We start from the raw sequence: 14,915 nt of genomic DNA on the forward strand, positions 1-14,915 counted from the left end.
GGTGCCTGAGAATCCTGCGCCCGAAACCCCAGAGACCGGCGGCGAGCAGTCCAGCGCCGACCGCCCGGAAGGCGGGCTCGAGCCCCAGGGCGCGAACCCGGCCGCCCCCGCCGAGCCCGTCGTCTCCGGCCGCGCCCGCAGGGGCATGTTCGGCGTCACCGGCAGCGGTGACACCTCCGGCTACGGCGGTGTGCGCCTGCCCGCGTACAGCCCGGCCCCGGCCGAGCGCCCGTACGGCGGCTGGTTCGACGAGTTCGCCGACGAGTTCCTCGCCGCGCTGGCGGACAACCACGTCCCGGCGAGCGCGGTCCTGCAGACCACGGTGCACCGCGACGAGATCACCTTCTACGTCGAGCGCGAGCACCTGGTGGCCATCGCCCGCACCCTGCGCGACGACCCGGGCCTGCGCTTCGAGCTGCTCAGCTCGGTGTCCGGAGTGGACTACGGCGTGGACGTGCCGCAGCGGCTGCACTCGGTCTACCACTTCACCTCGATGACCTACCGGCGCCGGATCCGGCTCGAGGTCACCCTCGACGTCGAGGACGCGCACGTGCCGTCGCTGGTCGGGCTGTACCCGACCGCCGACTGGCAGGAGCGCGAGACCTGGGACATGTTCGGCATCGTCTACGACGGCCACCCGGCGCTGACCCGGATCCTCATGCCGGACGACTGGGACGGCCACCCCCAGCGCAAGGACTACCCGCTCGGCGGGATCCCGGTCGAATACAAGGGCGCGGAAATCCCGCCGCCGGACCAGCGGAGGTCGTACTCGTGAGCATCAACGAAGACACCACCGAGACCACTGAGGTCCCCGAGGCGGACAGCCGCGACACCACCGAGGGTCGCGTCTACACCGTTTCCGGCGGTGACTGGGACGACGTCGTCGCCGACGCGCAGCACGACGAGCGCATGGTCATCAACATGGGCCCGCAGCACCCGTCCACGCACGGCGTGCTCCGGCTCGTGCTGGAGATGGAGGGCGAGACCGTCACGCAGCTGCGGTCGGTCATCGGCTACCTGCACACCGGCATCGAGAAGAACTGCGAATACCGGACCTGGACCCAGGGCGTCACCTTCGTCACGCGGATGGACTACCTGGCGCCGCTGTCCACGGAGATGGCGTACTGCCTCGGCGTGGAGAAGCTGCTGGGCATCCAGGCCCCGCCGCGCGCGGAGCTGCTTCGCGTGATGCTGCTGGAGATCAACCGGATCGGCTCGCACCTGGTCTACATCGCGACCGGCGGCATGGAGCTCGGCGCCACCACCGCGATGACGCTCGGCTTCCGCGAGCGCGAAGAGGTGCTGCACCTGCTGGAGCACCTGACCGGCCTGCGGATGAACCACGCGTTCATCCGCCCCGGCGGGCTCGCGCAGGACATGCCGGCCGACTTCGAGGAGAAGGTCACCGAGTTCTGCAAGGTGATGGACAAGCGCCTTCCCTTGTACGACAAGCTGTTCACCGGTCAGCCGATCTGGCGCAACCGGCTCAAGGGCGTGGGTTACCTGCCGGTCGACGCGTGCCTCGCGCTCGGCGTCACCGGCCCGATCCTGCGCTCGGCCGGCCTGCCGTGGGACCTGCGCAAGACCGAGCCGTACTCGCGCTACGACGAGTTCGACTTCGACATCCCGACGTCCAACGACGCGGACTGCTGGGCCCGGTACCTGATCCGGGTCGAGGAGATGCACCAGAGCCTGCGGATCATCAAGCAGGTGCTGAAGAAGCTCGAGCCGGGCCCGGTCATGGTCGAGGACAAGAAGGTCGCGTGGCCGGCACAGCTGTCGATCGGCAGCGACGGCATGGGCAACTCGCTCGAGCACGTCAAGAAGATCATGGGCCAGTCGATGGAATCGCTGATCCACCACTTCAAGCTCGTCACCGAGGGCTTCCACGTGCCGGCCGGCCAGGTCTACTCGCCGGTGGAGTCGCCGCGCGGCGAACTGGCCGCGCACCTGGTCTCCGACGGCGGCACCCGGCCGCTGCGCGTGCACGTGCGGGAGCCGAGTTTCGTGAACCTGCAGTCGATGCCCGCGATGGCCGAGGGCGGGCTGGTGGCCGACGTGATCGCCGCGGTCGCGTCGATCGACCCGGTGATGGGGGGAGTGGACCGATGACCAGTTCGACAGCGACGCCCGAGCCGGGGCCGCACGCCGCGAAGACGACGCACGCCGCCGCGGGCGGTGACACCGACGTCGTCGCGATCGCGCCGGATTCGGCCGTGGCCGAGGGCATCCTCGCGGACACGCCGCTCGACGAGATCTTCGGCGCTGACACCGAGGCCAAGGCGAAGGACCTGATCGCCCGCTACCCGATGTCGCGCTCGGCGCTGCTGCCGCTGCTGCACCTCGTGCAGTCGGTGCAGGGTTACGTCAGCCAGGAGGGCATCGCCTTCTGCGCCCGGCAGCTGGACCTGTCCGACGCCGAGGTCAGCGCGGTCGCGACGTTCTACACCATGTACAAGCGCCGCCCGTGCGGCGAGCACCTGGTGAGCGTCTGCACCAACACGCTGTGCGCGGCGATGGGCGGCGAGGCGATCTACAAGAAGCTCCAGACGCACCTCGGCTCCGAGGACGCGCCGCTGGGCCAGGAGGAGACGGCGGGCACGCCGGGCGAGCCGGGCTCGATCACGCTGGAGCACGCCGAATGCCTGGCGGCCTGCGACCTGGCCCCGGTGCTGCAGGTCAACTACGAGTACTTCGACAACCAGACGCCGGAAAAGGCCGTCGCACTGGTGGACGCGTTGCAGGCGGGCAAGAAGCCGGCCCCGACGCGCGGCGCCCCGCTCTCGGACTTCAAGGGCGCGGAGCTGCAGCTCGCCGGGTTCTTCCCGGAGGACGAGGCCACCTACCGCGGTGACGTCGACGGTCCTTCGCAGGCCGTCGAAACGCTGCGCGGTGCCCAGATCGCGAACGAGCGCGGCTGGACCGCGCCGGCGACCCAGGACGTCCCGCTCCCGGTTCTGCCTGCCAAGGAAGGGGAGAAGAAGTAATGCCTGATCCCATTACTCCGGTCCTCACGAAGCGCTGGCTGTCGCCGAACTCCTGGCGACTGGAGACCTACGAGCGGCTCGAGGGCTACACCGCGGCGCGCAAGGCGCTGGCCGGCACACCCGAGCAGCTCGTCCAGGTGGTCAAGGACTCCGGCCTGCGCGGCCGCGGCGGCGCGGGCTTCCCGGCCGGCGTCAAGTGGTCCTTCATGCCGCCGAACTTCGACAAGCCGCACTACCTGGTGATCAACGCCGACGAGGGCGAGCCGGGCACCTGCAAGGACATCCCGCTGATGATGGCGGACCCGCACTCGCTGATCGAGGGCTGCATCATCGCCTCGTACGCGATGCGCTCGAACCACTGCTTCATCTACGTCCGCGGCGAGGCGCTGCACTGCATCCGCCGGCTCAACGCGGCGGCGCGCGAGGCGTACCAGGCCGGGTACCTGGGCAAGAACATCTTCGGCACCGGCTACGACCTCGAGCTGACCGTGCACGCCGGCGCCGGCGCGTACATCTGCGGCGAGGAAACCGCGTTGCTCGACTCGCTCGAAGGCCGCCGCGGCCAGCCCCGGCTCAAGCCGCCGTTCCCGGCCGCCGCGGGCCTGTACGCCGCGCCGACCACGGTGAACAACGTCGAGACGATCGCCTCCGCGCCGTTCATCGTGAACGCCGGTTCGGCCTGGTTCCGCGAGATGGGCCGCGAGAAGTCGCCCGGCCCGAAGATCTACTCGATCTCCGGCCACGTCGAGAAGCCCGGCCAGTACGAGTGCCCGCTCGGCACCACGCTGCGCGAGCTGCTGGAGCTGGCGGGCGGCATGAAGGACGGCATCCCGCTCAAGTTCTGGACCCCGGGCGGCTCGTCCACGCCGATGTTCACCGCCGAGCACCTCGACACCCCGCTCGACTTCGAGGGCGCGGCCGAGGCCGGCTCGATGCTCGGCACCACCGCGGTGCAGGTCTTCAACGAGACCGTTTCCGTGCCGTGGGCCGTGATGAAGTGGACGCAGTTCTACGAGCACGAGTCCTGCGGCAAGTGCACCCCGTGCCGCGAGGGCACGTACTGGCTCGCGCAGATCCTGGAGCGCATGGTGGAGGGCCACGGCACCGCCGAGGACATCGACACCCTGCTGGACGTCTGCGACAACATCCTCGGCCGCTCGTTCTGCGCGCTGGGTGACGGCGCGGTGTCGCCCATCCAGAGCGGGATCAAGTACTTCCGCGAGGAGTTCCTCGCGCTGTGCGAGAAGAACAAGGCCGCCCAGCCCGAACTGGTGGGAGCACAGGCATGACGATCGCCCCCGATAAGCCCGCGACCCAGGAGACCCCGGTCCCCGAAGGTCACGTGAAGCTGATCATCGACGGTGAAGAGGTCATCGCGCCCAAGGGCGAGCTGCTGATCCGCACCGCCGAGCGGCTCGGCACGGTCATCCCGCGGTTCTGTGACCACCCGCTGCTCGACCCGGCCGGCGCCTGCCGCCAGTGCCTGGTGGAGGTGGAGATGGGCGGCCGGCCGATGCCGAAGCCGCAGGCCTCCTGCACCATGACGGTGGCCGACGGCATGGTGGTCAAGACCCAGCTGACCTCGGCCGTCGCGGACAAGGCGCAGCACGGCGTGATGGAGCTGCTGCTCATCAACCACCCGCTGGACTGCCCGATCTGCGACAAGGGCGGCGAGTGCCCGCTGCAGAACCAGGCGCTGGCCCACGGCCGCACGGAATCGCGGTTCGTCGACACCAAGCGCACGTTCCCGAAGCCGTTGCCGATCTCTTCGCAGGTGCTGCTGGACCGGGAACGCTGTGTGCTGTGCCAGCGCTGCACGCGGTTCTCCGCCCAGATCGCGGGCGACCCGTTCATCGAGCTGCTCGAACGCGGGGCGCACCAGCAGATCGGCACCGCCGAGACCGCGGACGTGCTGGACCTGGCTTCGCGCACCACTTCGGGCCAGCCGTTCCAGTCGTACTTCTCCGGCAACGTCATCCAGATCTGCCCGGTGGGCGCGCTGACCAGCGCGGCGTACCGGTTCCGGTCACGGCCGTTCGACCTGGTGTCGGCGCCGGGGGTGTGCGAGCACTGCTCGTCCGGCTGCGCCGAGCGCACCGACTTCCGGCGCGGCAAGGTGCAGCGCAAGCTGGCCGGCGACGACCCGGAGGTGAACGAGGAGTGGCTGTGCGACAAGGGCCGCTTCGGCTTCCGCTACATCCAGGCCGGTGACCGCATCCGCCGCCCGCTGGTCCGCAACGAGGCCGGCGAGCTGGAGGAATCCTCCTGGACCGACGCGTTGCGCACCGCCGCCGAGGGCCTCGCGAAGGCCCGTGACGGCAAGGGCGCCGGCGTGCTCACCGGTGGCCGGCTGACCACCGAGGACGCGTACGCGTACGCCAAGTTCGCGCGGATCGCGTTGCGCACCAACGACATCGACTTCCGCGCCCGCGCGCACTCGGCCGAGGAGCTGGCGTTCCTCACCGCGAACGTGCTGGGCGCCACGCCCGAGAACGGCGTGACGTTCGGCGAGATCGAGAAGGCCCGCACGGTCCTGTGCGTGGCCTTCGAGCCGGAGGACGAGGCGCCGATCGTGTTCCTGCGGCTGCGCAAGGCGGCCCGCAAGAACCGCACCCGCGTTGTCCACTTGGGACAGTGGACGACCTCCTCGGTGCGCAAGACCTTCGGCGAGCTGCTGGCCTGCGTGCCGGGTGGCGAGGCCGCCGCGGTCGACGGCATCGCGCAGCACGCGGCCGACGTCGACGCCGCGCTGAGCGCCGAGGGCGCCGTGATCCTGGTCGGCGAGCGTGCCGCCGAGGTCCCGGGCCTGTTCTCCGCGCTGGGACGGCTCACCGCGCGCACCGGCGCCCGGCTCGCGTGGATCCCGCGCCGGGCCGGGGAACGCGGTGCGCTGGAGGCCGGCTGCGTGCCGACGCTCCTGCCGGGCGGCCGCGGCGTGCTCGACGCCGCGGCCCGCGCCGAGGTCGAAAAGCTTTGGGGCGTCACGCTTCCAGCCGAGGCGGGCCGCGACACCACGGGCATCCTCGAGGCCGCGTCCGCGCAGCAGCTCGAAGGCCTGCTCGTCGGCGGCGTCGACCCGGACGACCTGCCCGACCCCGACCTGGCCCGGCGCGCGCTGGACAACGCCGGCTTCGTGGTCAGCCTGGAACTGCGGGCGGGCGAGGTGACCGAACGGGCCGACGTGGTCCTGCCGATCGCGCCCTCGGTGGAGAAGGCGGGCAGCTACCTCAACTGGGAGGGCCGCCACCGCGCCTTCGACATCACGCTCGAAGGCACCGGCGCCCTGTCCGACGGGCGGGTGCTCGACACCCTGGCCGTCGAGATGGACGTGGACCTGTTCACCCAGACCCCGGCCGCCGCGGCGGCCGACTTCGCCAAGCTCGGCCCCGCCTCGCGGACCGCGGCGGGCCCGGAGATCGCGGCCCCGGCCGCTCCGCAGCCGAACGGCAAGGTCGTGCTCTCCACCTGGCGGCAGCTGATCGACAACGGCTCGCTCCAGGACGACGAGCCGCACCTGAAGGGCACGCAGCGCAAGCCCGTCGCTCGGCTGTCCGCGAAGACCGCCGAAGACCACGGCATCCCCGCGGACGGCACGGTCCACGTGTCGACCGAGCGCGGCTCGATCACGCTGCCGGTCGAGGTCGCCGACCTGCCCGCCGGCGTCGTGTGGCTGCCGGCCAACTCCGACGGCTCCGCCGTCCGCGCCGCTCTCGGCGCGGGCCACGGCGCGCTGGTGCAGATCTCCGGAGGTGAACAGTGAGCCCGCAGCTCACGCCGTTCCTGGACCAGCTGCCGGACGCCGCCGAGCGGGCCCGCCTGCTCGCCGACGACCCGTGGTGGCTGATCCTGATCAAGGCCGTGGTCATCCTGCTGATCGGGCCGATCCTGACGATCTTCCTGATCGTCTGGGAGCGCAAGGCGGTCGGCCGGATGCAGAACCGGCCCGGCCCCAACCGGGTCGGCCCCGGCGGCTACCTGCAGTCGCTGGCCGACGCGATCAAGCTCCCGTTCAAGGAGCAGATCATCCCGGACACCGCCGACCGCAAGGTGTACTTCCTCGCGCCGGTGCTCGCCGCCGTCCCCGCGCTGATCGCGCTGGCCGCCATCCCGTTCGGCCCGGTGGTGTCGATCTTCGGCCACCGCACCGTGCTGCAGCTGGTCGACCTGCCGGTGGGCGTGCTGGTGATCCTCGCCTGCTCGTCGATCGGCGTTTACGGCATCGTGCTGGCCGGCTGGGCGTCCGGCTCGCCGTACCCGCTGCTGGGCGCGCTGCGCTCGACCGCCCAGGTGATCTCCTACGAGATCGCGATGGGCCTCTCGATCGTCGCGGTGATCCTCTACTCGGGCACGCTCTCGACGTCCGGGATCGTCGCCGCGCAGGCCCACGGCTGGTACTTCTACATGCTCATCCCGAGCTTCGTGATCTACCTGATCTCGATGGTCGGCGAGACCAACCGCGCGCCGTTCGACCTCGCCGAGGCCGAGTCGGAGCTGGTCGGCGGCTTCCACACCGAGTACAGCTCGATGAAGTTCGCGATGTTCTTCCTCGCCGAGTACGTCAACATGGTGATCGTCTCCGCGTTCTGCACCACGCTGTTCCTCGGCGGCTGGCTCTTCCCGTTCGTCGGTGAAGACTCGGCGCTGAACCAGAACTGGTGGCCGATCCTCTGGTTCTTCGCGAAGACCTTCATCCTCCTGTTCGGCTTCATCTGGCTGCGCGGCACGCTCCCGCGCATGCGTTACGACCAGTTCATGCGCCTGGGCTGGAAGGTGCTGGTGCCGGTCAACCTGGTCTGGATCGTCGTGGTGGTCGCCATCAAGACCGTCCAGTGGAGCTGGCCGCAGATCCTCGTCGGGGTCGGCATCGTCCTGGTCGTGCTGGTGCTGCTGAGCCTGGCGCTGCCGGAGAAGAAGCTGCCGAACGACGACTACGTGCCGATCACCGGCGGCGGTCACCCGCTGCCGCCGCTGGACCTGAAGGTCCCCGAGAGCACCCCGCGCCGGAAGGCGCTGGCCAAGGCGGAGGCGAGGGCCGCCCGGCGCGCCCCGGCCGCCGTCGGCACCGCAGCACAGGAAGGGGCGGAAGATGGCCAAAACTGACTTCCTCAATCCCATCAAGGGTTTCGGCGTCACCTTCGCGATGATGTTCAAGAAGGTCGCCACCGAGGAGTACCCGGAGGCCGGCGCCCCGGCCGCGCCGCGGTACCACGGGCGCCACCAGCTCAACCGGCACCCGGACGGGCTGGAGAAGTGCGTCGGCTGCGAGCTGTGCGCCTGGGCGTGCCCGGCCGACGCGATCTTCGTCGAGGGCGGCGACAACACCGAGGAGGCGCGGTTCTCCCCGGGTGAGCGCTACGGCGCGGACTACCAGATCAACTACCTGCGCTGCATCGGCTGCGGGTTGTGCATCGAGGCCTGCCCGACCCGGTCCCTGACGATGATCAACTTCTACGAGATGGCCGACGACGACCGCCAGCGGCTGATCTACACCAAGGAAGACCTGCTCGCCCCGCTGCTGCCCGGCATGGAGCAGCCGCCGCACCCGATGCGGCTGGGCGAGAACGAGCAGGACTACTACGTGAACGGCCCTGAACTGGCCAAGGCGGCGCAGCAGGAGGGCAAACAATGATCACGGCTCTCCTCGCCCAGGCCCCCGCCGCGGCCGACGGTTCGGTCTCGGTCGGCGAGGCCATCGCGTTCTGGATCCTCGGCCCGCTCTGCCTGCTCGGCGCGCTGGGCATGATCTTCTCCCGCAACGCCGTGCACTCGGCGCTGTGGCTGGTGCTCACGATGCTGAGCCTCGGCGCGCTCTACATGACGCAGTCCGCGCCGTTCCTCGGGTTCACGCAGATCATCGTCTACACCGGCGCGATCATGATGCTGTTCCTGTTCGTGCTGATGCTGGTCGGGCGGGAGAGCTCCGACTCGGTGGTCGAGGTGCTGCGCGGGCAGCGGCTCGCCGCCACGCTGCTCGGCATCGGGCTCGCCGCGCTGATCGCGGCGGGCCTGTTCCGCTCGCTGGTGAACGTGACCCCGGCCGCGCCACTGGACCCGTACACCCCCGCCGGCGGTGCCGCGGGCGGGCTCGGCCGGCTGATCTTCACGCAGTACCTGTTCCCGTTCGAGCTGACTTCGGCGCTGCTCATCACCGCCGCGCTCGGCGCGATGGTGCTGGCGTTCACCGACCGGCATGCCAAGGGCGGCAAGCTTTCCCAGCGCGAGCTGGTGGTCATGCGCTTCCGCGGCGAGCACGACCGCCCGTCGCCGCTGCCCGGCCCGGGGGTGTTCGCCACGGCCAACTCAGTGGCCACCCCGGCGCTGCTGCCGGACGGCACGATCGCGCCGGAGTCGCTCTCGGTGATCATCGAGTCCACCTCGGCCGTGCAGCTCCTGCGCGACCGCAAGCTCGTCGCCGACGAGGGCCCGAAGCCGGACGCGCACGCGCTGGTCGGCGCCGAGTCCGAAGCCGGCGCGGAAGAGGAAGGGGAAGGCAAGTGACCCCGACCTACTACCTGCTGCTGTCGGCGTTGCTGTTCGCCATCGGCGCCGTGGGCGTCCTGGTCCGCCGGAACGCGATCGTGGTGTTCATGTGCATCGAGCTGATGCTGAACGCGGTGAACCTCACCCTGGTCACGTTCGCCCGGATCAACGGCGGGCTCGACGGCCAGGTGATGGCGTTCTTCGTGATGGTCGTGGCCGCCGCCGAAGTCGTGGTGGGCCTGGCGATCATCATGTCGATCTTCCGCACCCGGCGCTCGGCTTCGGTCGACGACACCAACCTGCTGAAGTACTGAGAGGGCGAGTGTGACCGCATCATCGTGGCTGCTGGTGGCCCTGCCGGCCCTCGGCGCCCTGATCCTGCTGCTGGCCGGGAAGCGTTCGAAGGCGTGGGGGCACCTGCTCGGCACCGCCACCGTCGTCGCCGCCTTCGTCTACGGCCTGATCCTGTTCTTCGGCTTCGACGGCAAATCCACTGTGGACACCAAGCTGTTCTCGTGGATCCCGGTCGGGCAGCTCCAGGTGGACTTCGGGCTGCGCATCGACGCGCTGTCGCTGACCTTCGTGCTGCTGATCACCGGCGTCGGCATGCTGATCCACTTCTACTCGATCGGCTACATGGCCGACGACGAGGGCAGGCACCGCTTTTTCGCGTACCTGAACCTCTTCGTCGCCTCGATGCTGATCCTGGTGCTGGGCAACAGCTTCCTGACGCTGTACCTCGGCTGGGAAGGCGTGGGCCTCGCGTCCTACCTGCTCATCGGCTGGTACCAGGACCGCCCGTCCGCGGCCACCGCGGCGAAGAAGGCGTTCCTGATGAACCGCGTCGGTGACGTCGGGCTGGCGCTGGCGATCTTCCTGATGTTCAAGTACGTCGGGTCCACCGGCTACGCGCAGGTCTTCGACGGCGTCGCGAACGGCAAGATCCCGTCGGGCGCGATCACCGCGATCGCGATCCTGCTGCTGCTGGGCGCCTGCGGCAAGTCGGGCCAGTTCCCGCTCCAGGCCTGGCTGCCGGACGCGATGGAGGGCCCGACCCCGGTTTCGGCCCTGATCCACGCGGCGACGATGGTCACCGCCGGCGTCTACCTGGTCGCCCGCTCCAACGTCATCTTCAGCCAGACGCCGGACGGGCGACTGGTCGTGACGCTGGTCGGGGCGGTGACCCTGCTGCTCGGGTCCATCGTCGGCTGCGCCTACGACGACATCAAGAAGGTGCTCGCGTACTCCACGGTCAGCCAGATCGGCTACATGATGCTGGCCGTGGGCCTCGGGCCGGGCATCTACGCGCTGGGCATCATGCACCTGGTCGCGCACGGCTTCTTCAAGGCCGGGCTCTTCCTCGGGGCCGGCTCGGTCATGCACGGCATGAACGACGAGGTCGACATGCGCAAGTTCGGCGGCCTGGCCAAGAAGATGCCGATCACCTTCGTCACCTTCGGCCTCGGCTACCTCGCGCTGATCGGCTTCCCGTTCCTCTCGGGCTACTACACGAAGGACGCGATCATCGAGGCCGCGTTCGGCCAGGAGGCCTGGCGTGGCTGGGTGTTCGGTCTCGCGACCGTCATCGGCGCCGGGCTCACAGCGTTCTACATGACGCGCCTGATGATGATGACGTTCTTCGGCAAGTCCCGCTGGAAGACGATCAAGAGCACCGACGGGCGCGAGTTCCACCCGCACGAGTCCAAGCCGATCATGTGGATCCCGATGGTGATCCTGGCGGTCGGCTCGGTCGGCGCGGGCGCGTTCTTCGCACTGGGCAACCGGTTCGTGGACTGGCTCGCCCCGACCGTCGGCCAGTTCCACGAGGCCGAGCACACGCCGATCTCGGCGTCGCTGGTCCCGTGGCTGACGCTCGCGCTGGCCCTGATCGGCGCCGTGGTCGCGGTCCTGGTCTTCCGGCCCAGCGCGGACATCCCGGTCGAGCGCCCCGAGCGCGTCTCGTGGCCGATCCGGGCGGCGCGCAAGGACCTGTACGGCAACGCCATCAACGAGACGCTGGTCGCCCGCCCGGGCACCTGGCTCGCGCGGGCGCTGGTGTACGTCGACAACCGGGGGGTGGACGGGGCGGTCAACGGCCTCGCCGCGGCCCTCGGCGGCGGGTCCGGGCGGCTGCGGCGGATGCAGACCGGGTTCGTCCGGTCGTACGCGCTGTCCATGCTCGGCGGCACTTTCCTGCTTCTCGCGGCCCTTCTGCTGGTGAGGTTCTCCTGACATGACTTGGCTTCTGGCGCTCATCCTGCTGCCGCTGGCCGGCTCGCTGGTGCTGGCGTTCCTGAAGGGGAACGACCGCGCCGCGATGGTCACCGCGCTGGTCGTGTCCATCGTGGAGTTCTTGCTGATCATCCCGTTCTGGGCGAGCTACTCGCCCTCGGGGGAGCGGATCCAGCAGGCGACCACGATGGACTGGATCCCCAGCTTCGGCATCCACATCTCGTTCGGCACCGACGGCATCTCGCTGATCATGATCGCGGTGATCGCCCTGCTGGTGCCGATCGTGGTCGGCGGCCTCGGCTTCACCGACAAGCTCCCGGCCGGCCGCAGCGCCGGCGGGTTCCTGTCACTGATCCTGCTGCAAGAGGCCATCACCATCGGCGTCTTCGCGGCGACCGACGTGTTCCTGTTCTACGTGCTGTTCGAGATCATGCTGATCCCGATGTACTTCCTGATCGGCGGCTACGGCGGCGCGAACCGGCAGTACGCGGCGGTGAAGTTCTTCCTGTACTCCTTCCTCGGCGGCCTGATCATGCTGGCCTCGGCGATCGGCGCGTACTCGCTGGCGTCGGACAAGCTGGGCAAGGGCACGTTCGACTGGGCCACCCTGGTCACCGTGGTGCGGGACGCGCCGACCAGCACGCAGATCTGGCTGTTCTTCGGCTTCTTCCTCGCGTTCGCGATCAAGGCGCCGCTGGTGCCGTTCCACACCTGGCTGCCGGACGCGGCGGGGCAGGCGCCGATCGGCGTCGCCGTGCTGCTGGTCGGCGTCCTGGACAAGGTCGGCACGTTCGGCTTCCTGCGCTACCTGCTGCCGATGTTCCCCGAGGCGAGCAAGACGCTGGCGCCGCTGGTGCTGGTGCTCTCGGTGATCGGCGTGGTCTACGGCTCGATCCTCGCCGCCGGGCAGTCGGACATGAAGCGGTTCCTCGCCTACGTCTCGATCGCCCACTTCGGCTTCATCGCGCTGGGCATCTTCACCTTCAACGAGCAGGCGATGGTCGGCTCGGTGTCGTACATGCTCAACCACAGCCTCTCCACCGGCATGCTGATCGTGGTGGTCGGCCTGATCATCCGGCGCGGCGGCTCCACCCGGATCTCCGACTACGGCGGGATGGCGAAGCTGACCCCGCTGCTCGGCGGGATGCTGCTGATCGCCGGCCTGTCCGCGCTGTCGCTGCCGGGCACCAACTCGTTCGTGAGCGAGTTCCTGGTGCTGCTGGGGTCCTTTGTGGACCACCCGGTGTACACGATCATCGCGACGGTCGGCATGGTGCTGGCCGCGGCTTACGTGCTCTGGCTCTACCAGCGGATCATGCAGGGCCCGGTGCGCGGCGACGCGCTGCTGGCGCCCGCGCCGTCCGGGTCGTCCGCTTCGGCCGGCGTGGAGTCGGGCGGCGCGGTGGCCACGGCGGTCGCGCCGGAGACCGGCGTGAAGAAGGCCGTCAAGGACCTCGGGGCACGGGAGATCGCGATCCTCGCCCCGCTGGTCATCCTGATCATCGGGCTGGGCTTCTACCCCAAGCCGGTGCTCGACACGATCACCCCGTCGGTGCAGGCGACCCTGTCTGCCGTGCAGGGAGGCAAGTAAACCGTGCTCGACATGTTCCTGGCGCAAGCGCCACAGCCGTTGCCGACGCCCTCGATCGACTACGCGGCCGTGCTGCCGATGCTGATCGTCCTCGGCATGGCCTGTGTGGGCGTGCTGGTGGAGGCGTTCGCGCCGAAGGCGGTCCGGTGGGGGATCCAGGTGACGATCTCCGTCATCGCGATCCTCGCGGCCGGGGTCTCGCTGATCCTGTACGCCACCGGCAGCTCGCCGAAGGCCGGGCTGACCACGTTCGCCGGCGCCATCTCGGTGGACCGGCCGTCGCTGTTCCTGTGGGGCACGCTGCTGCTGCTCTCGCTCGGCGCGGTGTTCCTGATCGCGGAGCGGAAGGTGGAGCCGGGCGGCGCGTTCGTCGCGCAGGCGGCGATCAGCCCCGGCACCGTGCAGGACCGCGCGCAGGCCGGCCCCACCACGGCGTCGCAGACCGAGGTGTTCCCGCTGACGCTGTTCGCCCTCGGCGGCATGATGGCGTTCTGCGCGGCCAACGACCTGCTGACCATGTTCATCGCCCTCGAGGTGCTGAGCCTGCCGCTGTACCTGATGTGCGGCCTGGCCCGGCGGCGCCGGCTGATCTCGCAGGAGTCGGCGGTCAAGTACTTCCTGCTCGGCGCGTTCTCCTCGGCGTTTTTCCTCTACGGCCTCGCGCTGCTCTACGGCTACGCGAACTCCGTGAAGCTCGCCGACATCGCCAACGCCGCGGCCGGCTCGGATCGCTCGGACACCCTGCTGTTCGCCGGCCTCGGCCTGCTGGTGGTGGGCCTGCTGTTCAAGGGCTCGGTCGGCCCCTTCCACACCTGGACGCCGGACGTCTACCAGGGCGCCCCGACACCGGTCACGGCGTTCATGGCGGCCTGCACGAAGGTGGCCGCGTTCGGTGGGATCCTGCGCGTGCTGTCGGTCGCGTTCTCCTCGACCAGCTGGGAATGGCGCGGCGTGCTGTGGGCCGTGGCGATCATCTCGATGCTGATCGGCGCGGTGCTGGGCCTGACCCAGACCGACGTGAAGCGCATGATCGCGTACTCCTCGATCGCGCACGCGGGCTTCCTGCTCGTCGGCGCCATCGCGATGACCGAGAACGGCCTGTCCAGCACCCTGTTCTACCTGCTGGCCTACGGCTTCACGACGCTCGCGGCGTTCGGCGTGATCAGCCTGGTCCGCGACGGCAGCGGGGAGGCCACGCACCTGTCCGCGTGGGCGGGCCTCGCCAAACGCTCGCCGTTGCTGGCGGGGGTGTTCACGTTCCTGCTGCTGGCACTGGCGGGCATCCCGTTGACCAGTGGTTTTGTCGGCAAGTTCGTGGTCTTCTCGGCCGCGCTGTCCGACGGCATGGCCCCGCTGGTGGTGGTGGCGCTGGTGTTCAGCGCCGTGGCCGCGTTCTTCTACCTGCGCGTGATCGTGCTGATGTACTTCTCGGAGCCGGCCACGGACGGGCCCACGGTGACGGTGCCCGGCGGGTTCACCACGGCGGCCATCACGCTGGGCGTGGTGGTGACGCTGGTGCTCGGCGTGGTCCCGGCGTTCGCGCTGAACTGGGCTTCTTCGGGCGGGTTCGCTTCGTAGGACTGCTTGACGCTGAAGGCCGCCACGGATTCGTTTCGTGGCGGCCT

General features: G+C 69.7%; 12 protein-coding genes. All 12 read left to right on the plus strand.

Annotated features, from left to right (window positions below; genetic code table 11):
- Window position 1: 1 nt before the first annotated feature.
- The 12 genes from BMY97_RS20065 to nuoN are packed head-to-tail and all read left to right on the plus strand — an operon-like array spanning window position 2 to window position 14,868.
- Complete coding sequence (locus tag BMY97_RS20065; RefSeq protein ID WP_091618605.1) at window positions 2-775, plus strand: NADH-quinone oxidoreductase subunit C; 774 nt, start codon at window positions 2-4, stop codon at window positions 773-775.
- On the plus strand, window positions 772-2,112 hold the full coding sequence (locus BMY97_RS20070; protein WP_091618396.1) for an NADH-quinone oxidoreductase subunit D: 1,341 nt from the start codon (window positions 772-774) through the stop codon (window positions 2,110-2,112). Before BMY97_RS20065 ends, BMY97_RS20070 begins: the two co-directional genes overlap by 4 nt.
- Window positions 2,109-2,987 (plus strand): NADH-quinone oxidoreductase subunit NuoE, encoded by an 879-nt coding sequence (nuoE, locus tag BMY97_RS20075; RefSeq protein ID WP_091618397.1) that lies wholly within the window; start codon window positions 2,109-2,111, stop codon window positions 2,985-2,987. Before BMY97_RS20070 ends, nuoE begins: the two co-directional genes overlap by 4 nt.
- A complete protein-coding gene (gene nuoF / locus BMY97_RS20080; protein WP_091618398.1) occupies window positions 2,987-4,276 on the plus strand; it encodes an NADH-quinone oxidoreductase subunit NuoF in 1,290 nt (429 codons plus the stop codon). Before nuoE ends, nuoF begins: the two co-directional genes overlap by 1 nt.
- Window positions 4,273-6,747, plus strand: a complete 2,475-nt coding sequence (locus BMY97_RS20085) for an NADH-quinone oxidoreductase subunit G (RefSeq protein ID WP_091618399.1) — start codon at window positions 4,273-4,275, stop codon at window positions 6,745-6,747. Before nuoF ends, BMY97_RS20085 begins: the two co-directional genes overlap by 4 nt.
- The gene (gene nuoH / locus BMY97_RS20090; RefSeq protein ID WP_091618400.1) at window positions 6,744-8,087 is read left to right on the plus strand and encodes an NADH-quinone oxidoreductase subunit NuoH; all 1,344 of its coding nucleotides are present in this window, start codon (window positions 6,744-6,746) and stop codon (window positions 8,085-8,087) included. Before BMY97_RS20085 ends, nuoH begins: the two co-directional genes overlap by 4 nt.
- Window positions 8,074-8,616, plus strand: coding sequence for an NADH-quinone oxidoreductase subunit NuoI (nuoI, locus tag BMY97_RS20095; protein ID WP_091618401.1), 543 nt, complete (start codon window positions 8,074-8,076; stop codon window positions 8,614-8,616). The genes nuoH and nuoI overlap by 14 nt, the downstream gene beginning before the upstream one ends.
- The gene (locus tag BMY97_RS20100; protein ID WP_091618402.1) at window positions 8,613-9,485 is read left to right on the plus strand and encodes an NADH-quinone oxidoreductase subunit J; all 873 of its coding nucleotides are present in this window, start codon (window positions 8,613-8,615) and stop codon (window positions 9,483-9,485) included. Before nuoI ends, BMY97_RS20100 begins: the two co-directional genes overlap by 4 nt.
- Entirely contained in the window at window positions 9,482-9,781 is a 300-nt protein-coding gene (nuoK, locus tag BMY97_RS20105) for an NADH-quinone oxidoreductase subunit NuoK (RefSeq protein WP_091618403.1), read from the plus strand. The genes BMY97_RS20100 and nuoK overlap by 4 nt, the downstream gene beginning before the upstream one ends.
- A 10-nt stretch (window positions 9,782-9,791) precedes the next feature.
- Window positions 9,792-11,699: an NADH-quinone oxidoreductase subunit L gene (nuoL, locus tag BMY97_RS20110; RefSeq protein ID WP_091618404.1), complete on the plus strand. Its 1,908-nt coding sequence runs from the start codon at window positions 9,792-9,794 to the stop codon at window positions 11,697-11,699.
- A gap of 1 nt (window position 11,700) precedes the next feature.
- Window positions 11,701-13,290 carry a complex I subunit 4 family protein gene (locus tag BMY97_RS20115; RefSeq protein WP_091618405.1) on the plus strand — a complete coding sequence of 530 codons (1,590 nt, stop codon included), beginning with the start codon at window positions 11,701-11,703 and terminating at the stop codon, window positions 13,288-13,290.
- 12 nt (window positions 13,291-13,302) lie between these two features.
- The gene (gene nuoN, locus BMY97_RS20120; protein WP_425425301.1) at window positions 13,303-14,868 is read left to right on the plus strand and encodes an NADH-quinone oxidoreductase subunit NuoN; all 1,566 of its coding nucleotides are present in this window, start codon (window positions 13,303-13,305) and stop codon (window positions 14,866-14,868) included.
- Window positions 14,869-14,915 lie beyond the last annotated feature (47 nt).

The organism is Amycolatopsis saalfeldensis (genome assembly GCF_900110575.1).
GTDB lineage: Bacteria > Actinomycetota > Actinomycetes > Mycobacteriales > Pseudonocardiaceae > Amycolatopsis > Amycolatopsis saalfeldensis.